The following is a 25,175-nucleotide window of genomic DNA, read 5'->3' as shown; positions in this document are numbered from 1 at the left end:
CATGCTGAAAAAACTGAAAATTAGATTTGTTGCCACAATGATGACCATTTTATCGATTATATTTATATTAATCATCGGCTCCATCAATTATGTCAATTATAAGTCCAATGATATGCAACGTTTTAACCTGTTAAGATCCCTGGCGGACAGTGACGGTGTTGCCCCTAATGATGCTCCCATGATGACGGATTCTTCCCGGACACCGCCTCCCAGTGCATTTGAAATGGAAAAGACATTCTCCGCAAAGCTAGATAACAGTGCTGCCCTAATTGCGGTAAACGGAAGCACAGATATTTCCAATTTATCTGAGGAAATGTCAAAACTGATTTACAATGTCTTGGAAAAAGATGAAAAATCAGGATCAGTGGATGGCTATCGGTATCTTGTCGTCCAAAAACCCTATGGAGAAATTATGGTTTTTATGGACCAACGCATTTCAAACGGCATCACGGATCGTTTGCTGTTAACCTCGCTCATTATTGGCGGCATCAGCTTGCTGGTACTTTTCTTTATCTCTTTATTTTTAGCAAATCTTATGGTGAAGCCTGTTGGTGAAGCTTTTGAGAAGCAAAAACGATTTATTTCCGATGCCAGTCATGAACTCAAAACACCACTTTCTGTGATTACTGTTAACGCGGATGTCCTGGAAAATGAAATTGGCGAAAATAAATATCTTTCGTATATTCAGTCGGAATCTTCCCGGATGAATTTACTGATAAATAATCTTCTGACACTGGCCAAATTGGACAGCACGAAAAGCAAGGGTATTTTTACTAAATTTGATTTGAGCAATGCTGCTTTGAGTATTGCATTAACTTTTGAGAGCATCGCTTTTGAAGAAAATAAAAACTATGAGTTAGACATTAATGAGGGTATAAAATATATTGGGGAAGCAGAAAAAATAAAGCAAGTCATCGCCATCCTGATTGACAATGCCATTAAGCACACCGACGATAATGGCGTTGTGAAAGTATCAGTAAAAAATATTTCTGGTAAAATCCATATTGAAGTGTTCAACTCAGGACAGGGAATTCCGGAAAGCGAACGAAATAAAATATTTGAGCGCTTTTACCGAAGCGATGAATCCCGGTCAAAGCATACCGGAGGGTATGGCCTCGGTCTTGCCATCGCCAAGTCAATTGTTGAAGAACATAAAGGGAAAATAACCGTTGAGAGCCAGGTAGATAACGGCGTTAAATTCATTATATCTTTATAGCAAAAGACAGCTAATATTCATTTGAAACCGCCATGCTTTTTTGAGGTACAAAGAATTAGTCCCAAAACCAGGAAAGGGTCAAGAGCATTCCTATGCTCTTGACCCTTTTCCGGTTTCGCTCTTCCACTTCAGATAAATCTTAAACCAATAAACATTCAGTTTCCAGTCACAAAACTATCACATTCAGGGCATATTATAGAGCTAAACCGATTTAGGGAAATTTTAACAACCACAGTGGATACCGAGTTGTTTTTTGTCGACTATCAATTCTAAAAGAATGTTATTTTCCATAACAAAAAGAAAGGATACAATCTGTAATGAAAAATTTCTTATCAAAACCCTATCGTTGGGCAGCGATTTTTTCATTTCTCTTGCTGGGAGCTTGTGTGTTTGTTCTTTTAGATGCTTTTGTGCTCTAGAAGTCAATGGTTGTAGAAAGCATAAGCGAGGTGTCCCAATCCAAGCAAAGCAATCCCCGAACAGCCATTGGGCAGATCTCTGAGCTGCATTATGTATTTATTATTTCAGACGGTAAAAGCTTGGAAGAAAGAGAGGTGAGTGACATTGTCTATCTCAGTTATTAAGGTGAAAAGCAAAAGACGATCCAAACGCAATACAGTCATCATCTATTTGGTATTATCTCTTACTGCGGTTGTCATCAATTATATCTATGGTCTTTTGGGACACGGGGTAAGCTCCCCGGCCATGACCTGGATGTTTTTGTATCCTTTATTGGGTGGTGCGTTATTGTTCTTCCTAATTAATGTATTGATCCCTTGCAGCTCTTTATTTGCTGGCTATCGATTATTTTTCAATGCATATAATTCAGGCATTGCAACATTAACATTGGGTAGTTTTCTTAAGGGGATCCTGGATATCGCAGGGACAAGTTCCCCGTATATTGTCCTTTTTTATGGGGTTGGCTGGCTATTTATCAGTGCCGGTCTGATTTTATTGCTGAAATTGTATGCCAAACATCGAAAAATTTTTTCAACCGAAAAAAGAGCTTCTGATAGTCAGATAAGTAAATAAACAGAAGCTTCTAACATTTTGTACTTGTAAATTGCCTGTTGCAATGAGTTTGGTTTTCTTTTATGCTTTAAAATTATAAACTGATTTGAGCGTATCAATGATCTTAACGGTTTCACCGACATATTTTAATATTTCACTTATATTTTTATAGGCCATTGGTGATTCGTCAAGGGTGCTTTTTGATACACTGGTGGAATAGATTCCTTCCATTTCTTTTTTAAATTCGACTAAATCCAGTTTTTTCTTTGCCTGGGACCGACTCAGTATTCTTCCGGCCCCATGGGGCGCTGAATAATTCCAATCAAGATTACCTTTTCCCACTGCCAGTAATGATCCATCCCGCATGTTCAGAGGAATCACTAACTGCTCACCGGCATTGGCGCTTACAGCACCCTTTCTCAAAATATAATATTTTCTGGCAGCATCTTTTTCGATGTAGTTATGGATCGTATGAAAACTTTCAACTTCTTTAATGCCCATTTCTTTAAGGATGGTACTGGAAATTCGATCGCGATTTTTTGTTGCAAATGTTTGGCACGTCAGCATATCCTGTAAATAGTCCTGGGTATTTGCAACACTCAGAAAACCATCACGGTTAGAAATACTACCATAGAAATTTGCGACCTGCAACCCTAAATTTCTTGAACCGGAATGGACCAATAAGTAATTTTTACCACTGCTATCTGTATCTATTTCAATGAAATGGTTCCCGGAACCAAGGGTCCCTAAACTGCAAGCCAGCCGGTCAATGTTTGTTAACTTTTTTTTACAGTTCAGGGCGTTAATAAAATCCAATGCGGCGCCGATTTTCTTTTTATGTACTGCAAAGCCAACTGGGATTTTATTTCTAATCACCGAATCCAACTGTTTAAAATTCACATCAGCATTAATGAGTTTGGACACTTTTACGCCGCAGCCGATGTCAACCCCCACATGAAGAGGGTTAATCGCAATGGGATGATCATCTTCGAATAAAATAGTCGTTCCGATGGTACACCCTGTTCCCACATGGCAATCCGGCATAATTTTAATCACCGCATCTTTTAAATATTCTAAATTACACATATCTAGTATCTGCTGATACGTAGCGGGTTCCAGTTCATCGGTAAACACATCCGATTTATTGTATTTTCCAATAATTTCGATCAATTGAATCTCCTTTTTAAACTAATTCGTTTTAAATGACAGTTACATTGTGTCACCAACAAAACGCTAAAAAAGACACCGATCGGTGTCTCATGTACTCATGGGATCAAAGAAAACCATCAACGAAGAAAAGAAACTGCTATTTTATGTCAGTTTTGGTTTTCCCTGTCCAACAAAATAAAACATATATCCGGTGGTAATCAGATCATTCCGATCAATAACAATATTCCCAATATTCGTTTTGTATTCACCTGGTTCGCAAAGCGGCGACAAGGTTATCCCATGTCCATGCCAATCTCCCGGCGATGAATCTAAAGCTTCTTCAAGATATACGATAACTTTCGCAATGAAATTATCGGTTTGCATTGTTCCCTTCCATTCTTTCATGATTTTGAACTCCCCCTATTTTAATATTCAATCTTTATCGATGTTATACCCCATTTCTTCGAAAATAAATACAGTAGTACTGAATTGCAAATTTTTTGTAACTAAAGAACACCGTAAAATAATAAAACCCACCAGTTAAGAACCAGCAAAGCTATTGCTTGGCTGAGTCCTAAACCAATAGGTATAATAATATACTCTTCATGGTGAATTTTCTTCATCCATTCATTATTCTAAATTTAACCGATTCTTTAAGATATAGTTTGTGATGAAATAAAATGCTGCAATACAAATAATATTAAATACGGTGACACTGTTGATGAAAATCTGCATCACCGCTATTTCGTTCATTTCTGAACTCATGAGATAATCCATGCCAAAAACAGGAAATAAAAGCGTCAACAGTGACATAACAATCTGCAGGATCACAGTGATCCCGATATATGCCCCAAAAGACGCCAAGATCCGATGCTGATTAAACAGCTGACCAATGGCAATGGCTACATAAATCATTAATATTGAAGATATTATATCCACGATCATTAACATAATACCCTCGCCGATAATAATATTAAGACTCATGCCAAATTGATTCTGAAATTCAGAATACATCTTACCAATTTCCTGGCTGAGTTCCATCATTGAAAAATTACCGAGGGCCAGAATAAATATGGATATTGCCACCGCAAATCCGCATACGATGGTCCACAGTATGGCTGTCAAAAGCTTTGATAAAATTAGCTTCCAGGTTTGTACCGGCATGGTAAACATCAGGTAGCCTTCATCGGTCAGAAGGTTTTTATAAAACCGCTGGATAATCACAATCAGCGTTAGCACAAACAAGGCCACAATGATGGTACCGTACAATGACAGACTGATGACCAGGGGAAGGTCAAAATTAGATCCGCTTTCGGATACCATAACCGCATCCGGAATTGCCACAAATAATAACACTTTGGTAATAATCGTCAGGACTATAAGAGCCAGATAGAGTGGTAAAAAGGTTCGACCGGTTGCTTTAATTTCGTATTTCAATAATTTTCCTAGCATTTAAACACCTCTCTGAATAGTCCATCCACCGATTTATTATGTTTTTCGCGAATTTCATCCACTGTGGAAATGAGTTTGATTTCACCCTGGGAGATAAAAATAATATCGTCTAAAACCTGTTCAATGTCGGCGATGAGATGGGTGGAAATCACCACTGACGCGTTTTCCTTGTAATTGGTAATAATGGTATTCAGAATGTAATCCCGGGCTGCCGGGTCAACTCCCGCAATGGGCTCATCCAGTAAATACAACTCGGCATTTCGGCTCATGACTAAAATTAGCTGGACCTTTTCCTTGGTTCCCTTGGACATTGTTTTTAAGCGATCCCGGGGATTGATGTTGAGATCCTGCAGCATATTGTCTGCCTTGATCCGGTTAAAGTCTTCGTAAAAATCGCCGAAAAAGGCCATCATATCCTCGGCCCGCATCCAATCATTGAGGTAAGTTCGCTCCGGCAAATAGGACACCATGGCTTTGGTTTCAACCCCTGGGGTGGCACCGCCAATGGTGATTTCTCCGGAGGTCGGAACCAGAAGTCCGGTGGCCAGCTTAATAAATGTACTTTTTCCGCTGCCGTTTGGTCCCAATAGACCAATGATGCGTCCGCGAGGGATATCCAGATCCAGATTGGATAAGGCGCTAAGATTCCCAAATTTTTTTGTCAATGCTTTAGCTCTCAGAATGGCCATGGCTGTCTCCCTCTATCTTTTCTATCAATGCAATAATTTCTTCTTTTTCAAATCCAAGCTGCTTCATTTTTTCAAAAAAGCCGTCAATCTCTTTAAATGCCAGGGTTTTCTTTGCTTCATCAATCATTTTATTATCCTCCGTAATAAATCGTCCGCTGGTTCGCTGGGCAAACACTAGTCCCATTCTTTCAAGCTCGGCCAATGCCTTTTGCATCGTGTTGGGATTAACACCGGCTTCCATGGCCAGTTCCCGTACCGATTTAATTTTATCCCCAGGAGCATAGGCCCCTGAAATGATTTTCAGTTCAATTTGCTCCACCAATTGTTTGTAGATGGGTCGATCCGAATCGATGATCCATTTCATTTTCGTTCTCCTTTGTATTATTGTATTGCTTATCTAATACAATAATACTATTTGTTGAATTTGTCAACCTTTTATTAAATTATTTTGCATATAAAAAGCAGCTAATGATTTAGCTGCTTTTTATATGCTTATTTCTTTGACGAGTTGCAGTATCTGGCATCACATATCATTCGATAAGCAATACCCTAAAATTCATAATTATTCTTCAAACATTCATTTTAACTACAAGTGAAGCCAGCCCTTATCTTTCCAAAACTTAATATCGGTAGAGCTTTGTGGTGCTTATTATTAATCTATTACATCATATTCCGGCACAAAGGGTTCATTTTTCTCAATGGAGTCTAACATAATAAGAATCAATTGCGTATCATCCTCACCGATTAAATCATAAAAGGGGAACTCCTGTCCAAACTTTTCCGTGTATAAACTTGATGCTTCTTGAACATTCATTGTTTTATCACCTCCATCTTTTCATAATGTTTGCCTTTCATAAGACAAGTTTCTCTGTTATTATCTTTAATACTCGAAGTATCTTTCTATCGATTATTTATTACCCTTTGCTATCGTTATTAATCATGCTAGCTTCAATATTCAGCCTTAAACGGGCTTTTGATCACCCTGAAAAAAAACTTAAGAAAATAATTCAGATTTGATTGTATCATTAGCTAGCGATACAATCAAATTATCAAAACTTGAATGTGCAGTTTATTTTCAAATAGGAGGAAAAAATTATGTTGAAAAAAATTGACAGCAGTAAAATGGGTTCCAGTGACCATGGCTGGCTAAGAAGCAAATTTCACTTTTCTTTTGCCGAATATTATAATCCCCAAAACATGCATTTTGGAAAACTACGAGTGCTCAACGATGATTTAATCGATGCTCAAACCGGATTTGAAATGCACCACCATCAAGATATGGAAATTATATCCTATGTTGTTGGTGGGGAACTTACTCACGGCGACAGCATGGGAAATAAAAGCACTCTTACCCGGGGACACGTACAATATGTGAGTGCCGGTACCGGTGTTTATCATAGCGAACATAATCGCGGAAGCAATACGGCAAGATTCCTGCAGATATGGATTTTACCAAATCAGGAAAATCTAAAACCAAATTACGGAGAATACCGATTCAATTGGGATGACCGAAAAAATAAATGGCTGCATATGGTCTCTTCCACTAATGGATCAGCACCCATAAAAATTAATCAGGACAGCAATATCTATTCCCTGGAACTTGCGGAAAGCAAAGAAATAGGTTTTCCGGTCAAGTCTGGTCGGCAAGCTTATCTGGTTCAGATTGAAGGAACATCAAACATTAATGGCATTGAATTAAATGATCGCGATGCCCTGGAGATTCTTGAAGAAGACATTACCATTAAATCATCAAAAAAATCCCATATTCTCATTATCGAAATGAAGAAACCAAATCAGGATTAAAATAACAGCCAGAAGCATTTATATGAACAGCATAAAAATGAAATAAAAGGCATGCACCTCTCAATTTTTGAGGGGACATGCCTTTTGTATTTTCCAATCCATTTTAAACGATCTGCTTCATTATTGTGGTCGTGTACCGCCACCCTGGCCCCCGCCCTGGCCCGGTCCGCCCATTCCAGACTGACCATTGCTGGTAACTACAGCGGTCAGCGGAATATCTACGGTCTGGCTTCCGCAGGTTAGAGTATATGTCGAACCCTGGACCATCTCCGGTGTACTGATTACCACTGATTGATAGGTTTTGTCCGGTGTATAGGAAGCAATGGTTTTACCAGTATCATCGGTCAATTTTATTTCGGTTCCTGCTTCACAGGCAGAGGTGAGGTTGTAAAGTAAAGAGGCTTGTGTTGAAGACTCTGAGAATCCCTGGGCCATTCCGGTACTTCCTGAGATCACAACGGTTCCCCCGGTGATGTCGGCGATTCCGTTATAATCAAGAGCCCCATTGCCACTGTTTGTGGGACCACTTACGGTAATATCGCCACCGGAAATATAAAGATTGCCATTGCTGTCAAGGCCATCCCCGGATGCATTCAGATTGATGGTTCCGCCGGCGATGGAGAGATAGCAGTTCGCATCATTTTCCATTGCACCGCCGCCGCCGCCAGCTCCTCCGGGGTCATTTCCTTCGCCAACATCATCGTTTGATGCACTGGCACTGGCGGTATTGAAGCCGTCATCCTGTGCCGTGATATCAAATGTACCGCCTTCCACAATGATTACTGTGCCCTCAATCCCTTCATAGGATTTTGTAATGGTTATAGTCCCGCCGGCGATATAGACATAACCCTTGGTGGTATCCTCATCATTCTTAGAGGTAATACCTTTACCTTCAGACGAACAGGTTATATTAAAGATACCATCCTTGATTTTTACAGAATTTTTCCCGCTGAGGGCATCATTTGCTGAAATAATCGTATAGGTTCCTCCGGTAATCACCAGGTCATCCTTTGATACGATACCATGGTTCGCAATTGATGTAATATTTAGAGTACCTTCGCCATTAAGTGTCAAATCAGCTTTACTGAAGATAACCGCATCCACGGTATTTTCATCGGTCTGAACATAGACAGTGCCATCAGTTAAAGTGTTGACCGTACCGGCATTGAGGGTCACAAATACCTTATTGGCACTTTTAACATAGATTGGGGCATTGTCGGCACAATTGATGGCCGCACCGTTTAATACGATCTGAATCTTGTCCGTATCAGCCGCGGCGACCACAATCTGGCCATCGGTTAGATTCCCGGTGATAACATAGGTTCCTTCGGCAGTGATGGTAAGCACACCGTTACTTGCGACGGCGCCGTCACCGGTTACCTGGATGTTGCTGCCGTCCAAGGTTACATGGGTGGCGGTGCTGTCCTCATAGATCGTTTCCAGATCTCTTTCGGTAAATTCGGGATCCACAACTATTGCCGAAGTCGGTGAAATAACGGCTGTTAATGCCTTTGTGGTTTCTGTTCCAGTATCCGCCGCTGTTACCCCCGTTGTCGTACTGGCTGCTGAATTGCATCCGCTGAACAATAACATTATAATTATCAAAAACGGTATAAAAATCTTTACTCTTTTCATTGAAGTCATTTTCTCACTTTCTATTTTTTAGTTCAGTATCGATAACCATTAATTTGCAACCGATGATAGCCAAACGCATTCTGCCCAGAAATCCATTTGGTATACGTTAGCCTGCTTCCCGGCAGTTTGCCGCCAGAGTCGCAAGCACTTGAAATTGCAAAAATAAAAATGTATTATCTCTTCTTTCACCTTATTATATAAGTGTTATGTGACAGCTATGTGGATAGGAGCTGATTTTTAATTGCAACACCTGATTATATCAGGGCTTCCTAGTGTCGCCAAACCTCGTCGCGTTACTTTATCTACAGTCTCTAGCTTTCGATTTTAATTTCAGTTTGCCAGCATTCGATTAGTCTTTCCAAAGAGTACTGGGCATTGGCCGGACTTGTGGACGGCAGTCGGATGATCTTTTCGTTTGTTTTCTCATAACAGTACCGATTATATAATTCATAGGCTTTGCCGCCATTTGCATAAATGGTTTTGATATCTGTCTCTTTCAGTATCTTTGCGATGTCGTTTGGCACCACATTCCGGATCGAACTGTCGCTTGAACCATTGATGTCGCAGGAATAGATGACATCCCAGACTGCGATATGGTTACTTAACAGCATTTTCCTCTCTGCTGCTATGGTTTCAGGCGTTGGCATGCCGATAAGCGCACTGATGACTTTCCAAAATCTATTTTGGGGATGCTGGTAGTAAAAGCTCGCCGTCCTGGATTTCACCGATGGGAATGTCCCTAAGATCAGGATTTTTGATTTTTCGTTATAAACGGGTTCGAATTTATGTATCAAAATATTTATTTTCTCCTTTTTAACTATCATAAAATCTCATTAAGTTCCACTTAAATATTACCATACAAAAATCATGGATGCCATGCTAATAATTCTATCCCCAATCGCTCTATGCTTTATCTGCATCAAGACGTGCATCTTCTAGCTGGTGCAGTTTTAACATAACCAGTCTTGCGATGGGTTGGGCTATGAGCGCTTCCACTGCAAATGAAATCGCAAAGTTTCGCGGCCATTTATAAAAAAATAGAACAATCGGCTCCATGCTCACTTGTCTGCTGCCAATCCAGGTACCGATGACCGTCAGAAAGATCGACATCAGCAACACATTGCATAAAATGTTGACCACAATATGAGCAGCAAAGCTATCATCCTTTTCAATAATCTTTCCGGTCATCCAGCCCGCTGGTTTATAGGTTATTAAAACCAGGGCAATGACTGCCACCCAAATAAAGGGAATTATCTTGATTGCATCGGCCCATACCTCCATTCGAAAACCAACTTCAAAGCAGGTAATCAGCGGGGCAATGATATTCACCGAGATGATCGAAATCACCATCATAAACAGCGTAAATTCTTTCTTATTGCGGGGCAGCTTCATGTAAAAATCCATTAATCTAGTTCCTCTTTTCTGATATTTTAGAATTTCAGGCAAAAAATCAGCGCGAGACCAAATAAATGGTCTCGCGCTGAACAATTATACGCGCTGAAATTTCAATGATTATATTATATCCGAAATGAAAATTTTTTGTAAGTGTTTTTTTATTATGAAGATAATGGCAATTCAAATCGATTGCGTTTAAATAATTCGCAGTCTTTGATTCCTTCTGCCGCTTCACACTCTTTTTTGATGATGTGGTAGGCATCCTGATAGGCCATCCGATGTTTTTCGCAGAGTTCCACCACACTGACATATTCGGGATATATCCGTTTTCGGGATTCAAGCTCACAGACCTTAACCTGGGCTACCCCTAGACTGGTGGGAATTCTTTTAATGGTTCGTCTTAATCCGGTGCTTTCCATGTGAATGCGTCTGACCCCAATGGTGGTGGTCTCCTCAAAAATAATCTGTTCCAATATTTCGATATCTTCTTTTTTGCAGATTACATTCAACTGATAGCCGGGCCGGTTTTTTTTCATATATACCGGCATATAGTGGACATCTCTGGCACCGGCCTCAAACAACCGATCCATAACAAAGCCGAGTATTTCACCGCCGCAATCATCAATATTGCTTTCCAGTTTATAAATACCATCCTGCTTTGGTGTTTTGTCGCTGATCAGCATGGCCCGCAGCAGACTGGGTCGGTCATAGGTCCGTTTGCCCGCGCCCATGCCGGTTTTTTCAATGGCAAACTGTTTTGGCAGCTGATCCCCAGTTTTAATGGCTGCCACAATGGCGGCACCGGTTGGGGTAATCAGCTCGCCGTCAGTGCTGGTAATATGTAAATTTAAATGGTGACTGGCGGCGATGTGGGTCACTGCCGGGACGGGAATAGGGATGGTTCCATGCTGACAGCGGACAAAGCCCCGGCCTTCATACAATTCCGGCACGATCACCTTATGGATGTCCAGATTATCCAGACAAACAGCCACTGCCACAATATCCACAATGGAGTCCACCGCGCCGACCTCATGAAAATGAACCTGATCTCGTATCACCCCATGGGCTTTAGCTTCAGCGTCGGCAATGATCGAAAAGATCCGGACAGCCAACTCTTTGGCATGATCAGTGATCTGTGCCCGGTTGATGATTTCCACAATTTCCAAAAGTCCGCGGTTGGCATGGCCATGGGATTTTGGACGGTCGTGCTCATGATGATGCCCCGGCTCTGGAGCATTGTGGCTATGACCCTGCTCATCACCATGTTGGTGGTGCTGATTCCCCTGGAGATAGGCCATATCGTGGTCATGATTTTCGTGATCCAGTTTGACGTTAAAGTCGCAGACATCCAACCCCGCCTTTTTAACCCTGCTGATTTGGATATCAAACCCTGTGATGGGCAGGCTTTTCAGAGCCTTTTCCAGAACCTGCTGATCCGCTCCGAGATCCAGAAGGGCCGCCACGGTCATGTCTCCGCTGATGCCGGAATAGCATTCCAAATATAAGGTATTACTCATAGTCTCGCTCCCAATCGGTTAATTTGTATTTCCATTTCCACCTCTGTTTTATCTTGTCTTATTTCTTTGATGTATCTTATACTTTATCTCTTGGAGTTTACTCTAATTCAATAATAATTATTCATTTCTTTAAAAATCTCCGTACCTTTGAGGTACGGAGATTTTTAAATCATCAACTTTATTCTAATGCTGTTCTAACATTTTTCAATTCCTGGATAATGGCAATATTCTGGGGACAATGTTCTTCACATTTTCCACATTCAACGCAATTAGAAGCTTTTGCATCTTGCGGAAACATCGTGCCATAGAGAGATTTGGCCTTCTCTAATGTATCAAATAGATAAGCATTGTTATAAAGCGAAAAATGTCCCGGAATATCAACCCCGGATGGACACGGCATACAATATCGGCAGCCAGTACAATTGACCTTCATCTTTTCTATTATTGTTTTTTTGGAAAAATCCACTAATGCCAGTTCTTCTTTGGTTAAGGAGTTGGCCGCACCTTCATTTGCAGTATTGATATTATCGACCACCTGCTCCATTTCAGTCATGCCACTGAGCACCACTGAAACCTCGGGATGATTCATGACCCACCTGAGTGCCCACTGCGCAGGAGTTCTTTTGATTGGTGCTTCATCCCAGGCAGTTAAAACTTCTTGGGGCAATTTATCGACCAGCGCGCCACCTCTGATTGGTTCCATGATGGTAATCCCCAATCCTTTGCTGGCAGCGTATTCCAAGCCTTTTGTACCGGCCTGATAATTTTCATCCAGATAATTGTATTGGATTTGACAAAAAGACCAATCATAGGCATCGACAATTTCTACAAATAAATCACAGTCATCATGAAAAGAAAAACCAGCGTGCCTGATTTTACCGTCTTTGATGGCCTGATCCAAAAATTCACAAACTTCCAGTTTTTTCAGGTTTTGCCAGAAACCTTTGTTCAGTCCATGCACCAAGTAAAAATCGATGACATCCGTTTCCAGACGTTTGAGCTGTTCATCCAAGAATCGATCCATATCGTCACGGGTCTGAATCAGCCATGACGGAAGCTTTGTTGCGATTTTAACCCGTTCTCGATAGCCATCCTTTAATGCCCGGGCCACAAAAGGTTCGCTTTCGCCGCCTTTATCAAAACCGGTCCCGTGATAAGGATAGGCCGTATCAATATAATTGACACCATGGTCGATGGCGTATCGGATCATTTTTATTGCTTTCTCATCATCGATATTGGTTTGAACCCCGTCGATAACAGGCAGTCGCATACAGCCAAATCCTAAAACTGAAACCTCTTCATTTGTTTTTCCGAATTTTCGATACAGCATCTTTCAATCTCCCTAATTTTAGATTTAAACAATCTGTCATTGATTGTTTAGTCAAATCAATTTATCCTGGCTTATTTGTCTACTATTACTATTCTACCACTTGAACTTTACACCAAGTCAATATTTTTAATTTATTTCTTAGAAAAATATCCGTCCATTTAAGGTCCGGAGACTTTTAATACATTTATTTAATTTTGTCAAACATTGGTATTATTTGTCCCAGGACAAAACCCCGGTGACTTCGGCTTTTTCATATCGGTCTATTTTGTAATTGAGCCTCTCCAGAGTCTTTTTCATGTCTTCCATTTTTTCCAGCAGCTTTGTGCGTTCCTCGACTAACAGCTCTTTTCGGGCGATGATGGTCTCATCACCCTGTTGGGTCAGGGCACAATATTCAATCAGGGCTTCAATGGGAATCCCCGCCGAACGCATGCATTTTGCCAATTCAATCCAGGCACAGGATTCTTCAGTATAGTCCCGCATCCCGCCTTTGGTCCGATTGACTGCCGGTATTAATCCGATTCGCTCATAATAACGCAGGGTATCCTGAGACATATCATACTTTTTACTCACTTCTGTAATGGTCATCTTTACTTTCCTCCAAACGTTTCTTAATAATCAGCTGAATGGATTTACTCAAATGTGCTGGCGACTTCTTTTAACCATTTTGTAATTTCAATATGCTGAGGACAGCTGTCTTCGCATTTTTTGCATTCGATACAATCTGAAGCTTTTCCGTATGTTTTGGTATAATTCCCATAATAAACACTTTGCGTTGAAAACATCTGCTTAATGCATTGTTTTTCAGCATTATATAAGGCAAAATATTTAGGAATCGGTATATTTTGCGGACAGTCATCCACGCAATACTGACACGCTGTACATGGAATTGCGATTGATTCATTAATGATACTGACTACTTCGCTTATTTTATCATATTCTTCCTTATTCAATGGCTTAAAATTCTGCATATATCCGGTGTTATCCAGTAACTGCTCCATATTGGTCATACCACTGAGTACCATCATCACGTTTTCATGACTGGCGGCATAACGGATCGCCCAAGAAGAAACGGAAAGATCCGGATGGCATGCTTTTAAAATTTCTTCTGCTTTAGCAGGAACATTGGCAAGGGTACCGCCTTTAACGGGTTCCATCACAATTACCTTTTTTCCGTGTTTTGTGGCAACATCATAGCATTTTCCGGACTGAATACTTTCGTTATTCCAATCCATGTAATTAATCTGCAGCTGTACAAAATCCACTTCAGGATGTTTTGTTAAAATATGATCAAGCAAATCCGCATTATCGTGATAGGAAAATCCGATTTTTTTTATTTTTCCTTCTTCTTTTTTCTTCTGAATAAAGGCAAAGCTGTCCATATTTTCAGCTATTTCATAGTGCGTCACGCCAAGATTGTGAAGCAGGTAGTAGTCAAAATAATCCACGCCGCACTTTTCCAGCTGTTCATTGAAAATGCGTTCCTGATCTTCTTTCATTTTCAAAAACATGGTCGGCATTTTAGTGGCTACCGTAAAGGAATCTCTGGGATGACGTTTAACCAGGGCTTCACGCAGCGCAATTTCACTTTTGAAATTGTGATACATATAGGCGGTGTCAAAGTAGGTAAAGCCTCTTTCGAGAAAGATATCAACCATTTGATTCAGCATTTCCATATCGATACTGGTAGAATCCTCCTGGTTGGTTACTGGCAAGCGCATAAATCCAAATCCTAATTTTTTCTGTTCCATATCTTTTTCTCCTTCACTTTAAGTTGTTATAATCGTCGTCCGGGTCTGAATATTTTTTTTGAAATCATCGGCCGGTTTTATAGCCGGACTTCATTTTATACTTGTATTATAGTCTATCATCTGGAGTTAGCTCTAAGTCAAGGACTTTTTATTTTTTTTTATATTCAATATTCTGGCAAATAAAAAAAAGCTCGTTTATTTTCAACTATAGTTAAAAATAAACGAGCTTATGACTATTTAGTCACGATTGATTTGATGTTTTGAGAAATTACATTATTTATGCTTTTTTAACAAATTCTGATTTTAATTCCATGGCTCCAAAACCATCGATTTTACAATCAATATTATGATCTCCATCAGCCAAATAGATATTTTTTACTTTTGTTCCCTTTTTCAAGTCCTGTACACTGCCTTTTACCTTAAGGTCTTTGATTAATATAACCGTATCACCATTATTTAACACATTTCCGTGGGCATCTTTAACAATTCTTTCTTCTTCATTATCTTCGTTTTCTGATTCTAACGTCCACTCATGAGCGCATTCAGGGCATACCAATAAATCTCTATCTTCATAAGTATATTCTGAATTGCATTTTGGACAATTTGGTAACTTTACCATACTTTCATTTTCTCCATTCATTATTGTTAATTCTGCTGTATAAGAATTATTAGCAATTTTATTTAAAAACTTCTCAATAAACTGCTATGACAGCCCGTGAAGTTTGCAAAAAAAAATATAAGTCATTTCTTATATTTTTTTATACTATCATAATATTCCCCGATTGACAACCCTTGCTTACAGGCGATCTGCAAATCTTGTGCTCGTCCGGTGCCGCAATAGTCGCGTCTTCTCACACACAAAAAGTAAAATAACTTTTAATTCATTTCTTTTTTACACAAACAAAAAAAGACTAGCATATGCTAATCTCTTTTCTATATTTAATCATCACTGTTATTCTGTATTAATGATATGTTTAAACTTGCCGCTTAGGGGATGCTGTTTTGGTTTCTCATCTGACAGAATAATCTCTGTCTGGGTAACGCCATGGATGGAAAAAAATGTTCTCAGTTTTTCACAGGCGATTTCAAACACCTCGTTTTTCTGGGCTCCCTCTATTGTTTCCAGCCGCAGCTCCAACTGATTATCTTTATGGGCAACGAGCTGAAACTTTTGTATTTCATGGATTTCTTTCAGGGTGGCGTAAATGGGAAGCGGTGCAATTTTTATCACGCTGCCATTTTCCCGAAAGGTCAGCACATCATCAGTGCGTCCTTCCAGGGTCAGCCAGGGGGATGGATTGCCGCAAGCGCAGGGCTGGTGATGCATGACAACCCGGTCAGTCACTTCATAGCGGATAAACGGCTGCGTGTAGTTAAACAGATTAGTCAAGAGAATTTTGTCCGATTGCATTCCATCAGCCACCGGTTGGTTATTCTTATCCACCGGTTCGACAATCACCCAGTCGTCATTGATATGAAAATGATTTTCTGTACATTCACAGGCAATCGTTCCCCCTTCGGTACAAGCATAAGAGGTCTGAACGTAACAGCCAAACACTTCCGAAAGTTTTTCCCGGAGCTCTGAACTTAAGTATTCGCCGCCTGTCATAATGATAACCGGATTAATATTAAGCCGTCCACTTTTTTGTTCATCGATAAGCAGCTCCAGTATGGTCGGATATCCCCCCAGCATCGCCGGCTGAAAGGCGTTGAGTTCAGCAACAATTTGAGGGATCGGATACAAAGCGCTGGTCACTGCCATCTGTCGCTTCTTCCAGGGCATCGCAAGTAACCGCTGCCGGACCGAGCTGTTCCCCAAATAAAATCCGCCGGTGGCAAAGATGCCCATAGACTTTCCGCCCCGCTTGATAAGGGCCTTTATATCCTTTTTTCTGGCAAAGCTCCGCATCATATTAATACCGCCCATGACGTTGCTGGTGGTCTCATCGCAAAGGGTGACCAGTGGGTTTCCGGTAGATCCACTGGTTGTATAAATCACATATTTCCCTTTGAATTTTCGACCAACATTATCCAGATCGATCATAAATTCATTCACCAAGGCGAGCTTGACGGTCTCATCCGTTAGCCAGTCATCAAAATGCGCCATGAGGTCAGTCTTATTTGTGGGAGGCAAGTCCTCCAGCTTAAAATCCGGCCCCATATGCTCATAAAGTTTTTGGTAATAGGGGCTGTTCATTTTTGCATACCGAACCATATTGGAAAGCCGCTCTGCTCTTATTTTTTCTTTTTCACCTTCACTCATTTTTTTGTATTGAGAACATAGCCTAACCACCTTTAGCAAACCGATTTTTTTCATTTTATTTTACCTCCTTCACCACACCAATTAACATCAAGTCGATATATTCTTTCATTTCCGCTTTAATTTCTTCAGTTTTTTCAAAAAAAAGGTCTGGGGTTTCCTTATAGGTATCTATATTTTTATTAATGAGGGCTCCTACGTACATTGAAATGGCCATTGTCACTTTTTCTGTGTTTGCTTCTTTCAAATTAAGTGTATTCACGGCTCTTGCCATCACCTTTTGCGAATTCTCTTTCATTTCGATCATATATCGCCCAAGCACCTTGTTTTTTTCATTAAAAACCTTGCTGCTCATCTCCCGGGCAGCCATGTTTGCAAACCGCATCTCATGTGGAAATTTCCGGCATAAATTATATTTCTCATCGGCATAAGAAAAAATCATCCCGTAAAAGTCTGAGGTTGCAGGCTCTGGAATATCTGAGACAAGCTGTTTTAATCCCTCTTCAAGACAATAAAGGTAGAACTCTTTTTTATTCCCGAAATAATGAAAAAGTATTCCTTTGGATATGCCGCAGCTTTTTGTTATCTCTTCGGTACTGGCATCCGTATAGGATTTTTTGGAAAACTCAACGATACCACTTTTTAAAATCGCATCTTTTCTTTCGACCGATAGCTTTTCAAAGGCATCAATAGCCATAACTTACCTCCCGTTGACTTCCTGGTCAACCTTTGTTTATAGCATACGCCCTATTGACTCACAAGTCAATAGGGCGTATGCTATAAATTTAATTTTTATTTCATCTTGATCAATGTAAATTGCTTGTTTTAGTTTTTATATGCATGGCGCTTCTCAGAACAAAACCGAACATTGCCGCAATTAAAATAGTCGCTGCCGTTTCGAACCCGCCGTCGCTGTTTAACTATCTTACCTATTCGACGGACTGCTACTCCCATCCATCTACTGTCCCATATTCAGCAGTTTTAATCAATGCTCTGACAAGGCAGCCGCATAAAAAAGCAAGACATTCAAATTCCAAAAATTCCGGAGCACTTTCATCGAATTGGGTTTGAATCTCAACCGGAAAATCCTCGTCGGCTTCCCTAAAGATAATCATGACCGGTATTTTGGGCAACACTTCCAATAGCCAGCATCGGCTATGAGGTTCACTTGAAATCTCAGGTTTTCCGCCCAATTTTATAATGCATTCTTCCAATTGATTGATGTTATTTCCAAACGCTTTAATCAAGGGTGCGTCCATCATGCTGGCTTTCCCGGTGTCGCCGCCTGAAAAAAAAGTTGTCATGCGAAAAAGGGGTCTAAACGAATAAAGCGGATTACCAGTGCCTTGAGACAAAACATAAGAGATCAGAATGGATCGGTTAATGCCTCATGTTCAATCCTGGCACGCATCCATCCTTTCATATCAAAACTGCTAGCTACTTCGGTGGCAGTGGTAAAGAGCATAGCCTTATCATAGGCGTGACATTTTTCCATGCAAACCGCTAAGCTACCCACTGCCGGGGGACAGGCCCATGATGTATTATACATGCCGCAACTATTGCCCTCACAAAGATCCCGAACTTCCTTTGAAAAAATAATCTCACTGGGTTTTAAAAAAACATATTCCAGGATGGGCAGTTGGGCCAGATCTTTTTCGATTTCAGCTTGCATTTTCATGGTCGCCTTCTCACTTTCTTTTTTATGTTTATTTAGTGTATCTACACGATACACATTAAAAAATCAAGGCGCTAAAACCTCAATTTTTAATAATAGGGCTTGCAGGATTTGGGTGTCTTCCTGTCCCAGCTGGGCTTCGATCTGGTCCTGAGCCTGGTTCCAATAAACATGAGCCTTTTCCAATTTATCGTTACCCGCAACCGTTAAGCAAAGCTGTCGGTTCCGAGTTCCCGATTGGGACATATCATGAATCAGCCCCTGCTGTTCAAGGGGTTTTAAATTACGGACCAAAGTGGTGCGATCCAGTCGAATTCCTCTGGCCAACTCACTGACACTCACCGGCTCCATTGCATGGACATGTTTTAGAATCGAAAACTGGCTGACACTGAGGTGACAGGATTTCAAGTAATGGTCGTAAATTTCTGTAATCGCCAGAGAGGCCCGCCGCATATTAAGACAATTGCAAACTGACCACTTTTTATTTTGGTTTTCTGTTTTCATGTGATCACCTATATTTTTCGTGTATATACACGGACATTATACCCGCCTAATTACATTTTGTAAAGTTGGATTTAGAAATTTTATTCAACTTTATGAAATATTTTCAGGAGACTTTCAATAAATCTGCCTAATGAATAAAATTCAAGGGGTAAGAGCTTGTAAATGAGCTCTTACCCCTTTGTTTATTACAGTCTGAAATGAAAACCGCTGATGCCGAAGACCCATCCAAATCATTTGGATTTACACCCCATTGCCGCTCTCATTAAAATAGAGTATTCCTTGTCTGTTGATTTCTTGATTCCAAATTTTTTAAATCTTCAATTTATCGCAACGCTCGTTAACTCGACGTTTGCGGCATCGGCTGCACCCGAAATTTTCTTCCCCAACTTCGCACAGTTTATAATTTCCGCCTTCGATCTTCAGGACGTTTCCATTCACCAATGCATCGGCTAGTTTTTTTCGGGCGTCATTATATATTTTCTGGACCGTCGTTCGTGCCACATGCATGCTTTCTGCACATTCTTCCTGAAGCAGGCCTTCCAGATCAATCAGACGGATAGTTTCGTATTCCTCAACCGACATGGTAATGATGCCCTCTTCCAGATTTTTTGCATTGAGGGGTCCAAATAAATCCGTTTCCGGCAGACAGCAGACTTTTTTCCATTTAACAGGTCTGGACATATACTAATGCTCCTTATTGAAAATGATTGTTCTGGGACTTAGTGCTGACATTCGTGCCCTTCATCATGGGCGTGGCACATTTCTCCGGAGTCCAACACCGATCCGGCCAGCCAGCTTAGAGCCACTTCCTTAACATCTCCGGTACATCCCCGCACAACTTCGATGCCTGCTCGATTCAGTACATTCACGGCCCCTTCGCCCATATTGCCGGCGAGCAAAAGATTTACGCCCATTTCTGAAAGCGTTGTCGCAATATTGGATTTGCAGCCGCATCCCGCGGGGGATGCGATAATTTCCTGATTTACGATCTCTTTACTGTCATCATTAACGGTGAACACAGTATAATACTCACAGTGACCAAAATGACTATCAATTAAATTTTCACGAGTGGGTAATGCAATTTTCATAATAATACCTCCGATTTTTTTGATGTTATTTATTAGCATCTAATTATTACAGCAAACCAAATTCTACCCAAAAATATTTACCGATTCTTTCAAGAAAAGATCTGATTTTTCATATTCGAGAAACCTGCTTCAATCTGCCTGTTTTTTTTTAATATCTGTGAACCCGATTCTAATCCAGAAATTATATGATCTATTAATTTAAGAAACCATCAATGATTTTTGCTTCCGCTTCGCCTTCAGTTAAACCAAGGGTCATCAGTTTAATCATCTGGTCTCCGGCGATTTTACCGATTGCAGCTTCATGAATCAGGGTCGCATCCAGGCTGTTGGCGGTAATTTCAGGAATGGCACTGACAACACCGTGATCCATAATAATGGCATCGCATTCCGAGTGACCCACACATCGGGTATTTCCGTTTATTTTCGAAATAAAGGTTTGTCTGGAATAATCCCGGGCAACCGATCGAGAAATAAGATTTACGCTGGAATCTTCGCCGTCCATATCCACTTCGAATTTCGATTCCGCGAATTGATCGCCGTGGGTCATCAGCTTTTCTTTAATAACCAGTTTAGCATTGTCTTTCAGTTTCGCCTTCGTGAAGCGTCTGGTGGAATCGACTCCTTTAATCTGGGTTGTTTCCATCTCCATGAAGCTGCCTTCTTCCTGCTCCACTTCTGTCACCGGATTAATTACCCGTTTTCCGGTACCGATTCCTACACCGATGTGTTTTTCTACATAACGGACCCTGGAATTTTTCCCCAGAAAAAAACGATGAATACCATTGTGTTCAGATCCATCACAGCTATCTCCAGTACTGACACCACAGCCGGCAATGATAATAATATCTGCATTCTCCCCGATAAAGAAATCATTGTATACTAAATCATGAACTCCGCCGCAGGATACCAATGCGGGTATAAAAACATGCTCAGATTTTGTGTTCGGCTTTACGATAATATCAATCCCTGATTTATCCTCTTTGCTCACAATTTCAATATTTTCACTGGATTGTCGGGCAATGCTTTTGCTGTTTTCCCGAATATTATAAGCCCCTTTTGGCATTTCTTCAAGTCCGGATACTTCTTTTAATAACTCTTTTGCTATTTCATTCATATTATTTTAGCCTCCAATATATCGTGACAATTCATACAGTTTTCAGGGCTTTCACAATGGAGCAATTCTGGCAATACACTTTCCTTTGCCCCTCGGATAATAATGGTGCCATCCACCATGGCTATGATTTCGTCCGCAACATCCAAAATTCGCTCCTGATGGGAAATAATAATAATGGATGCATCCTTATTTTTATGCATTTTTCGGAATACTTCAATCAGATGGTTAAAACTCCAGAGATCGATTCCTGCCTCTGGCTCATCAAAAATTGACAAGCTTGAATTTCTTGCAATAATGGTTGCTATTTCAATTCGTTTAATTTCGCCCCCTGAAAGTTTGTCGCTCAGCTCGCGATTGATATAGTCCTTGGCACATAGACCAACCTCTGATAAATAGTGACTGGCTTCAAGCGCAGTTATATTTTCTCCTGCGGCAATATTAATAATATCATTTACCGTAATCCCTTTAAACCGCACCGGTTGCTGGAAGCCAAAGCTGATTCCCTTTTGAGCCCGTTCCGTTATGGATAAGTCAGTGATATCTTCCCCGTTAAAAATAATTTTTCCTCTGGTCGGCTTCACCACGCCTGAAATAATTCGGGCAAGGGTAGATTTTCCTCCGCCGTTTGGTCCGGTTATTGCAATAAATTTACCTTTTTCAATAGTGAAATTAACATCTTTTAAAATCTCTTTTTCATTTTCCACTTCAAATGAGATATTTTCAAGTTTTAACATTTTTCTCCTCGTTTCTGCTCTTTCAATGTTTTTCTATTCCTATTATACTAATTTTCATGCCAAATAGTATAGATTATTTTTAATCAATCCTTTTGTCAACCTTTTCATTTTAACACTTATTTAATTATTTGGACATACCTTCCTTCAGAAAATATATAAAAAAAGCCATAAAAAAAGATACAAGTGGTGCCAAAGCATCCCTGTATCTAATACATCATGTATATTTATCCAATTTTAACCCCAATATCGATGGGTTTTGCGCTGTATAAACTGGTTGTTATAATCCCATTTACATTGGTTTTGGCATAGGCTGCAATATTTGTTTCATTAATTCCTCCCGCCGCTAAAAGCACACTGCTTGGAAATTCATTTCTTAAGACATCAACTGCTTTAATCAGTTCTTCAACACCCATTTTATCAAACTGTATTCCGTCTGCACCTGCACGGCAGAGACTGATTGCCTGCTCTAGTGTTGCCGCTTCCACAATCACTTTCTTTTCACAGCATTCTGTTTTCATTTCAGGCAATTTATTTAATAAACCCTCAAATCCTCCAATAAAATTCATATGCTGCTTGAAGATGAGGATCGTCTCGGACAAACCCAGTCGATGGGGCATGGCGCCACCTGCCATAATTGCTTTTGTCGCCAGTGCTTTTGTTCCGGGAAAGCCCTTACGGGTTGTTAATACTGCCATTTTGGGATTACATGACTTCACAACATCCACCATTCTTCTTGTTTTTGTTGCAATTCCCGAACAGCTATCCAGAATATTCTGCCCAACCTTCCAGGCTATATGCAAATCCTGTGCTCGCCCTGTCCCTGATATCAATTCCGCTCCGGCGCTTACTTTCTGTCCAGATGAAATAATCGAACGCGTTTCAATGCGTAAACGATCAAATATAGCTCTCACTTCTTCGGTTCCGCACACCGTTGCATCTTCCCGTGTAAAATAAGTAATCTCTCCCGGTTGTTCTTTAATTCCTAAAGACCAGCTGGTTAAATCGATATAAGGCACATCCTCATTAATCAGTCTATCTATTTCATTTATTGATATGAACGACATATCTCCACCTCCGTATTTATTTTGCTAGTTTAAATGACTTGCCTTCTATTTTCTCAATAATACTGCCAATTTGCAAAGCATTTATTTTATTCTCATCAGCTAAAACTGTTACTGTTTTATAATCATCGCTGACACCAACCTCTTTTATGCCATCTTTATTCAATAATGCATCTTTAACTTTTTTGACACATTTCTCACACATAATACCGTTAACTTGTAAAATAAGATCTTTCATATGCACATACGCCTTTCTTGAAAACCTGAGAGAAACTCAGTAATCTCTTCATCCTGGTAACTTTCAAATAAATCCGCACTCTTACGGATACCTTTTAATTCGCCATTTACCATAATTCCGATTCGATCTGCCATTATCTGGGCTTCATTGAAATCGTGAGTTACAAATAAAATGGTACACCCAAAAATCTCATGGATTTTCTTAATCTGCTGATACATGGTTTCCTTTGTGGCCGGATCCAATGACGAAAACGGTTCATCCATCAGCAACAGTTTTGGTTCAAGAATAAGTGCCCGGGCAAGAGCCGTTCGCTGCCGCTCACCCCCACTTAATGTGCCGGGATATTGATTCAAAATATGACCGATGGACAAAATTTCCGCCATTCGATCTGCCATTTTCTTCTTATATTCTTTGTCTTTTCTTCGTATTTTCAAACCATAGGTAATATTGTCATAAACCGTCATATGGGGAAATAAACCGAAATCCTGATAAACAAACCCGATTTCTCGCTTTTCCAAAGGAATATCAATAACCTGTTGTCCCTGAATGGTCACTTCTCCGGAAAAGCTCCTGTAAAATCCCGCCACTGATTCCAGCAGAACTGTTTTTCCTGATCCTGTTCTTCCTAAAACCGCAAATATTTCTTTCTCACAGATATTCAAATTGATGTTTTTCAATTTAAACTTTCCTAATTGAATTGAATATTTTTTGATTTCAACCATTGAATTTACCATGACTTCACATCCTTCATCCGACTTTCCTGAGTATTTTTCTTTCCGATCCAATTGGTTACAAAAAGTGATATCAGCGAAATGATCAGAATAACAGTGGCTGATGCCATTGATGCGCCGGTGTCACCAGTTGCTAAATTTAAATAAACCGATGTGGTCAAGGTTTCTGTTTTCATTCGCGTGGCACCCACTAACATCAGTGTCGCTCCAAATTCTCCCAGCCCTCTTGACCACGCCAGAATAATGGTTGTAATAATCGCATTCTTGGATAAGGGCAGGGTAATCGTTATAAAGCGTTCCCATTTTGTGGCACCGAGACTTCCGGAAATAAACTCCAACCGCTCATCAACTTCTTCAAATGCGGTACGAATAAAACGAATCACATAGGGTAAATTGACAACGGTCTGGGCTAAGATAATACCGTTTTTATCAAATACTACCTTAAATCCCATGCTTTTCAATGCTTTCCCAAAATCCGAGGAAAAAATAATCAACAGACTCAGTCCCAGAACTAAATAAGGCATTGACAGCGGCAGTTCAATGATGATTTGACATAATTTTTTAAATGGAAACGACGTCCTTGTTAATGCATAAGCCGTTGGTATGGCAAGAGCCATACAGATTACTGTGGAGATGGTTGCGGTATACAAGCTCAGCTTGATTGAAAACCGCACTTCTTCTGAATAAAATGCTTCGCCTAAATAAGGCAAACCTTTTAATACAATTGCCAATATCAATGTTGAACTGAAAATAATGACGATTATGGTAATGATAATCGTAAAGAGTTCAAAGAAATCAAATACCGAAAATCGTTTTCTCATA

The 25,175-nt window shown here is 40.2% G+C and carries 31 protein-coding genes; 4 read left to right on the top strand and 27 right to left on the bottom strand.

Going from position 1 to position 25,175, the window contains the following annotated elements; genetic code table 11:
- The first annotated feature begins 1 nt into the window (after window position 1).
- The 3 genes from AKG39_RS01000 (at window position 2) to AKG39_RS00995 (ending at window position 2,248) form a co-directional block, all read left to right on the top strand.
- A complete protein-coding gene (locus tag AKG39_RS01000; RefSeq protein WP_050738495.1) occupies window positions 2–1,216 on the top strand; it encodes a sensor histidine kinase in 1,215 nt (404 codons plus the stop codon).
- 425 nt (window positions 1,217–1,641) lie between these two features.
- The gene (locus tag AKG39_RS19640) at window positions 1,642–1,800 is read left to right on the top strand and encodes a hypothetical protein (protein ID WP_201780230.1); all 159 of its coding nucleotides are present in this window, start codon (window positions 1,642–1,644) and stop codon (window positions 1,798–1,800) included.
- Complete coding sequence (locus AKG39_RS00995) at window positions 1,781–2,248, top strand: hypothetical protein (RefSeq protein ID WP_242852527.1); 468 nt, start codon at window positions 1,781–1,783, stop codon at window positions 2,246–2,248. Before AKG39_RS19640 ends, AKG39_RS00995 begins: the two co-directional genes overlap by 20 nt.
- A 60-nt stretch (window positions 2,249–2,308) precedes the next feature.
- On the opposite strand, the gene AKG39_RS00990 is transcribed toward AKG39_RS00995, so the two are convergent.
- The 6 genes from AKG39_RS00990 to AKG39_RS19935 form a co-directional block, all read right to left on the bottom strand.
- Entirely contained in the window at window positions 2,309–3,397 is a 1,089-nt protein-coding gene (locus tag AKG39_RS00990) for an RtcB family protein (RefSeq protein WP_050738494.1), read from the bottom strand.
- Window positions 3,398–3,538: 141 nt separating this feature from the next.
- Window positions 3,539–3,781, bottom strand: a complete 243-nt coding sequence (locus tag AKG39_RS00985) for a hypothetical protein (RefSeq protein ID WP_050738493.1) — start codon at window positions 3,779–3,781, stop codon at window positions 3,539–3,541.
- 225 nt (window positions 3,782–4,006) lie between these two features.
- Window positions 4,007–4,828 (bottom strand): hypothetical protein, encoded by an 822-nt coding sequence (locus tag AKG39_RS00980; RefSeq protein ID WP_050738492.1) that lies wholly within the window; start codon window positions 4,826–4,828, stop codon window positions 4,007–4,009.
- Complete coding sequence (locus tag AKG39_RS00975; RefSeq protein WP_050738491.1) at window positions 4,822–5,517, bottom strand: ABC transporter ATP-binding protein; 696 nt, start codon at window positions 5,515–5,517, stop codon at window positions 4,822–4,824. Before AKG39_RS00975 ends, AKG39_RS00980 begins: the two co-directional genes overlap by 7 nt.
- The gene (locus AKG39_RS00970; RefSeq protein ID WP_050738490.1) at window positions 5,498–5,881 is read right to left on the bottom strand and encodes a GntR family transcriptional regulator; all 384 of its coding nucleotides are present in this window, start codon (window positions 5,879–5,881) and stop codon (window positions 5,498–5,500) included. The genes AKG39_RS00975 and AKG39_RS00970 overlap by 20 nt, the downstream gene beginning before the upstream one ends.
- Before the next feature lie 288 nt (window positions 5,882–6,169).
- Window positions 6,170–6,331, bottom strand: a complete 162-nt coding sequence (locus AKG39_RS19935; protein ID WP_160316130.1) for a hypothetical protein — start codon at window positions 6,329–6,331, stop codon at window positions 6,170–6,172.
- A gap of 281 nt (window positions 6,332–6,612) precedes the next feature.
- On the opposite strand from AKG39_RS19935, the gene AKG39_RS00965 reads away from it, so the two are divergent.
- On the top strand, window positions 6,613–7,320 hold the full coding sequence (locus AKG39_RS00965; RefSeq protein ID WP_050738489.1) for a pirin family protein: 708 nt from the start codon (window positions 6,613–6,615) through the stop codon (window positions 7,318–7,320).
- A 120-nt stretch (window positions 7,321–7,440) separates the two neighbouring features.
- Here AKG39_RS00965 and AKG39_RS00960 read toward each other — a convergent pair whose 3' ends face one another.
- The 21 genes from AKG39_RS00960 to AKG39_RS00860 all read right to left on the bottom strand — a co-directional run bounded on the left by AKG39_RS00960 (window position 7,441) and on the right by AKG39_RS00860 (window position 25,174).
- Window positions 7,441–8,925 carry a carbohydrate-binding domain-containing protein gene (locus AKG39_RS00960; RefSeq protein WP_160316129.1) on the bottom strand — a complete coding sequence of 495 codons (1,485 nt, stop codon included), beginning with the start codon at window positions 8,923–8,925 and terminating at the stop codon, window positions 7,441–7,443.
- Between the two features lie 341 nt (window positions 8,926–9,266).
- Window positions 9,267–9,779, bottom strand: coding sequence for a DNA-deoxyinosine glycosylase (locus AKG39_RS00955; protein ID WP_050738487.1), 513 nt, complete (start codon window positions 9,777–9,779; stop codon window positions 9,267–9,269).
- A gap of 79 nt (window positions 9,780–9,858) precedes the next feature.
- Window positions 9,859–10,359 (bottom strand): hypothetical protein, encoded by a 501-nt coding sequence (locus tag AKG39_RS00950; protein WP_050738486.1) that lies wholly within the window; start codon window positions 10,357–10,359, stop codon window positions 9,859–9,861.
- 152 nt (window positions 10,360–10,511) lie between these two features.
- The gene (gene larC, locus AKG39_RS00945) at window positions 10,512–11,867 is read right to left on the bottom strand and encodes a nickel pincer cofactor biosynthesis protein LarC (RefSeq protein ID WP_050738485.1); all 1,356 of its coding nucleotides are present in this window, start codon (window positions 11,865–11,867) and stop codon (window positions 10,512–10,514) included.
- Window positions 11,868–12,045: 178 nt separating this feature from the next.
- Window positions 12,046–13,197 carry an aldo/keto reductase gene (locus AKG39_RS00940; RefSeq protein ID WP_050738484.1) on the bottom strand — a complete coding sequence of 384 codons (1,152 nt, stop codon included), beginning with the start codon at window positions 13,195–13,197 and terminating at the stop codon, window positions 12,046–12,048.
- A gap of 210 nt (window positions 13,198–13,407) precedes the next feature.
- A complete protein-coding gene (locus AKG39_RS00935; protein ID WP_050738483.1) occupies window positions 13,408–13,785 on the bottom strand; it encodes a MerR family transcriptional regulator in 378 nt (125 codons plus the stop codon).
- Window positions 13,786–13,829: 44 nt separating this feature from the next.
- Window positions 13,830–14,948, bottom strand: coding sequence for an aldo/keto reductase (locus AKG39_RS00930; protein WP_050738482.1), 1,119 nt, complete (start codon window positions 14,946–14,948; stop codon window positions 13,830–13,832).
- Window positions 14,949–15,225: 277 nt separating this feature from the next.
- Complete coding sequence (locus AKG39_RS00925) at window positions 15,226–15,567, bottom strand: zinc ribbon domain-containing protein YjdM (protein ID WP_050738506.1); 342 nt, start codon at window positions 15,565–15,567, stop codon at window positions 15,226–15,228.
- A gap of 333 nt (window positions 15,568–15,900) precedes the next feature.
- A complete protein-coding gene (locus AKG39_RS00920; RefSeq protein WP_050738481.1) occupies window positions 15,901–17,265 on the bottom strand; it encodes a phenylacetate--CoA ligase family protein in 1,365 nt (454 codons plus the stop codon).
- A gap of 1 nt (window position 17,266) precedes the next feature.
- Entirely contained in the window at window positions 17,267–17,905 is a 639-nt protein-coding gene (locus AKG39_RS00915; RefSeq protein ID WP_050738480.1) for a TetR/AcrR family transcriptional regulator, read from the bottom strand.
- A 247-nt stretch (window positions 17,906–18,152) separates the two neighbouring features.
- Window positions 18,153–18,563 (bottom strand): DUF3786 domain-containing protein, encoded by a 411-nt coding sequence (locus AKG39_RS00910; protein WP_050738479.1) that lies wholly within the window; start codon window positions 18,561–18,563, stop codon window positions 18,153–18,155.
- Window positions 18,564–18,574: 11 nt separating this feature from the next.
- Window positions 18,575–18,886 (bottom strand): DUF2284 domain-containing protein, encoded by a 312-nt coding sequence (locus AKG39_RS00905; RefSeq protein WP_242852526.1) that lies wholly within the window; start codon window positions 18,884–18,886, stop codon window positions 18,575–18,577.
- Between the two features lie 63 nt (window positions 18,887–18,949).
- Window positions 18,950–19,387, bottom strand: coding sequence for a MarR family winged helix-turn-helix transcriptional regulator (locus tag AKG39_RS00900; protein ID WP_050738478.1), 438 nt, complete (start codon window positions 19,385–19,387; stop codon window positions 18,950–18,952).
- 309 nt (window positions 19,388–19,696) lie between these two features.
- Window positions 19,697–20,068, bottom strand: a complete 372-nt coding sequence (locus AKG39_RS00895) for a DUF134 domain-containing protein (RefSeq protein ID WP_050738477.1) — start codon at window positions 20,066–20,068, stop codon at window positions 19,697–19,699.
- Window positions 20,069–20,106: 38 nt separating this feature from the next.
- A complete protein-coding gene (locus tag AKG39_RS00890; protein ID WP_050738476.1) occupies window positions 20,107–20,475 on the bottom strand; it encodes a NifB/NifX family molybdenum-iron cluster-binding protein in 369 nt (122 codons plus the stop codon).
- A gap of 193 nt (window positions 20,476–20,668) precedes the next feature.
- Complete coding sequence (locus AKG39_RS00885) at window positions 20,669–21,589, bottom strand: SufB/SufD family protein (RefSeq protein ID WP_050738475.1); 921 nt, start codon at window positions 21,587–21,589, stop codon at window positions 20,669–20,671.
- On the bottom strand, window positions 21,586–22,323 hold the full coding sequence (locus AKG39_RS00880) for an ABC transporter ATP-binding protein (RefSeq protein WP_050738474.1): 738 nt from the start codon (window positions 22,321–22,323) through the stop codon (window positions 21,586–21,588). The genes AKG39_RS00885 and AKG39_RS00880 overlap by 4 nt, the downstream gene beginning before the upstream one ends.
- 224 nt (window positions 22,324–22,547) lie before the next feature.
- Window positions 22,548–23,387, bottom strand: coding sequence for a ModD protein (gene modD, locus AKG39_RS00875; RefSeq protein WP_050738473.1), 840 nt, complete (start codon window positions 23,385–23,387; stop codon window positions 22,548–22,550).
- 16 nt (window positions 23,388–23,403) lie between these two features.
- The gene (locus AKG39_RS00870) at window positions 23,404–23,622 is read right to left on the bottom strand and encodes a heavy-metal-associated domain-containing protein (RefSeq protein ID WP_050738472.1); all 219 of its coding nucleotides are present in this window, start codon (window positions 23,620–23,622) and stop codon (window positions 23,404–23,406) included.
- On the bottom strand, window positions 23,619–24,356 hold the full coding sequence (locus AKG39_RS00865) for an ATP-binding cassette domain-containing protein (RefSeq protein WP_050738471.1): 738 nt from the start codon (window positions 24,354–24,356) through the stop codon (window positions 23,619–23,621). Before AKG39_RS00865 ends, AKG39_RS00870 begins: the two co-directional genes overlap by 4 nt.
- Window positions 24,350–25,174 carry an ABC transporter permease gene (locus AKG39_RS00860; RefSeq protein ID WP_050738470.1) on the bottom strand — a complete coding sequence of 275 codons (825 nt, stop codon included), beginning with the start codon at window positions 25,172–25,174 and terminating at the stop codon, window positions 24,350–24,352. Before AKG39_RS00860 ends, AKG39_RS00865 begins: the two co-directional genes overlap by 7 nt.
- Between the last annotated feature and the right edge of the window lies 1 nt (window position 25,175).

Source organism: Acetobacterium bakii, from assembly GCF_001263355.1.
In the GTDB taxonomy this organism is placed as follows: domain Bacteria; phylum Bacillota; class Clostridia; order Eubacteriales; family Eubacteriaceae; genus Acetobacterium; species Acetobacterium bakii.
The sequence above is the reverse complement of the archived record's forward strand: the minus strand, read 5'-3'. Positions and strand labels throughout refer to the sequence as shown.

What these genes read in the sequence shown, in the direction of transcription:
- larC (WP_050738485.1), bottom strand. Translation starts at nt 11,867, where the DNA reads ATGAGTAATACCTTATATTTGGAATGCTATTCCGGCATCAGCGGAGAC.
- AKG39_RS00980 (WP_050738492.1), bottom strand. Translation starts at nt 4,828, where the DNA reads ATGCTAGGAAAATTATTGAAATACGAAATTAAAGCAACCGGTCGAACC.
- AKG39_RS00985 (WP_050738493.1), bottom strand. Translation starts at nt 3,781, where the DNA reads ATGAAAGAATGGAAGGGAACAATGCAAACCGATAATTTCATTGCGAAA.
- AKG39_RS00915 (WP_050738480.1), bottom strand. Translation starts at nt 17,905, where the DNA reads ATGGCTATTGATGCCTTTGAAAAGCTATCGGTCGAAAGAAAAGATGCG.
- AKG39_RS00900 (WP_050738478.1), bottom strand. Translation starts at nt 19,387, where the DNA reads ATGAAAACAGAAAACCAAAATAAAAAGTGGTCAGTTTGCAATTGTCTT.
- AKG39_RS00935 (WP_050738483.1), bottom strand. Translation starts at nt 13,785, where the DNA reads ATGACCATTACAGAAGTGAGTAAAAAGTATGATATGTCTCAGGATACC.
- AKG39_RS00975 (WP_050738491.1), bottom strand. Translation starts at nt 5,517, where the DNA reads ATGGCCATTCTGAGAGCTAAAGCATTGACAAAAAAATTTGGGAATCTT.
- AKG39_RS00895 (WP_050738477.1), bottom strand. Translation starts at nt 20,068, where the DNA reads ATGTCCAGACCTGTTAAATGGAAAAAAGTCTGCTGTCTGCCGGAAACG.
- AKG39_RS00885 (WP_050738475.1), bottom strand. Translation starts at nt 21,589, where the DNA reads ATGAATGAAATAGCAAAAGAGTTATTAAAAGAAGTATCCGGACTTGAA.
- AKG39_RS00890 (WP_050738476.1), bottom strand. Translation starts at nt 20,475, where the DNA reads ATGAAAATTGCATTACCCACTCGTGAAAATTTAATTGATAGTCATTTT.
- AKG39_RS00870 (WP_050738472.1), bottom strand. Translation starts at nt 23,622, where the DNA reads ATGAAAGATCTTATTTTACAAGTTAACGGTATTATGTGTGAGAAATGT.
- AKG39_RS00925 (WP_050738506.1), bottom strand. Translation starts at nt 15,567, where the DNA reads ATGGTAAAGTTACCAAATTGTCCAAAATGCAATTCAGAATATACTTAT.
- AKG39_RS00965 (WP_050738489.1), top strand. Translation starts at nt 6,613, where the DNA reads ATGTTGAAAAAAATTGACAGCAGTAAAATGGGTTCCAGTGACCATGGC.
- AKG39_RS00905 (WP_242852526.1), bottom strand. Translation starts at nt 18,886, where the DNA reads ATGAAAATGCAAGCTGAAATCGAAAAAGATCTGGCCCAACTGCCCATC.
- AKG39_RS00950 (WP_050738486.1), bottom strand. Translation starts at nt 10,359, where the DNA reads ATGGATTTTTACATGAAGCTGCCCCGCAATAAGAAAGAATTTACGCTG.
- AKG39_RS00930 (WP_050738482.1), bottom strand. Translation starts at nt 14,948, where the DNA reads ATGGAACAGAAAAAATTAGGATTTGGATTTATGCGCTTGCCAGTAACC.
- modD (WP_050738473.1), bottom strand. Translation starts at nt 23,387, where the DNA reads ATGTCGTTCATATCAATAAATGAAATAGATAGACTGATTAATGAGGAT.
- AKG39_RS01000 (WP_050738495.1), top strand. Translation starts at nt 2, where the DNA reads ATGCTGAAAAAACTGAAAATTAGATTTGTTGCCACAATGATGACCATT.
- AKG39_RS00940 (WP_050738484.1), bottom strand. Translation starts at nt 13,197, where the DNA reads ATGCTGTATCGAAAATTCGGAAAAACAAATGAAGAGGTTTCAGTTTTA.
- AKG39_RS00860 (WP_050738470.1), bottom strand. Translation starts at nt 25,174, where the DNA reads ATGAGAAAACGATTTTCGGTATTTGATTTCTTTGAACTCTTTACGATT.
- AKG39_RS00865 (WP_050738471.1), bottom strand. Translation starts at nt 24,356, where the DNA reads ATGGTAAATTCAATGGTTGAAATCAAAAAATATTCAATTCAATTAGGA.
- AKG39_RS19935 (WP_160316130.1), bottom strand. Translation starts at nt 6,331, where the DNA reads ATGAATGTTCAAGAAGCATCAAGTTTATACACGGAAAAGTTTGGACAG.
- AKG39_RS00955 (WP_050738487.1), bottom strand. Translation starts at nt 9,779, where the DNA reads ATGATAGTTAAAAAGGAGAAAATAAATATTTTGATACATAAATTCGAA.
- AKG39_RS19640 (WP_201780230.1), top strand. Translation starts at nt 1,642, where the DNA reads ATGGTTGTAGAAAGCATAAGCGAGGTGTCCCAATCCAAGCAAAGCAAT.
- AKG39_RS00970 (WP_050738490.1), bottom strand. Translation starts at nt 5,881, where the DNA reads ATGAAATGGATCATCGATTCGGATCGACCCATCTACAAACAATTGGTG.
- AKG39_RS00920 (WP_050738481.1), bottom strand. Translation starts at nt 17,265, where the DNA reads ATGAAAAAAATCGGTTTGCTAAAGGTGGTTAGGCTATGTTCTCAATAC.
- AKG39_RS00880 (WP_050738474.1), bottom strand. Translation starts at nt 22,323, where the DNA reads ATGTTAAAACTTGAAAATATCTCATTTGAAGTGGAAAATGAAAAAGAG.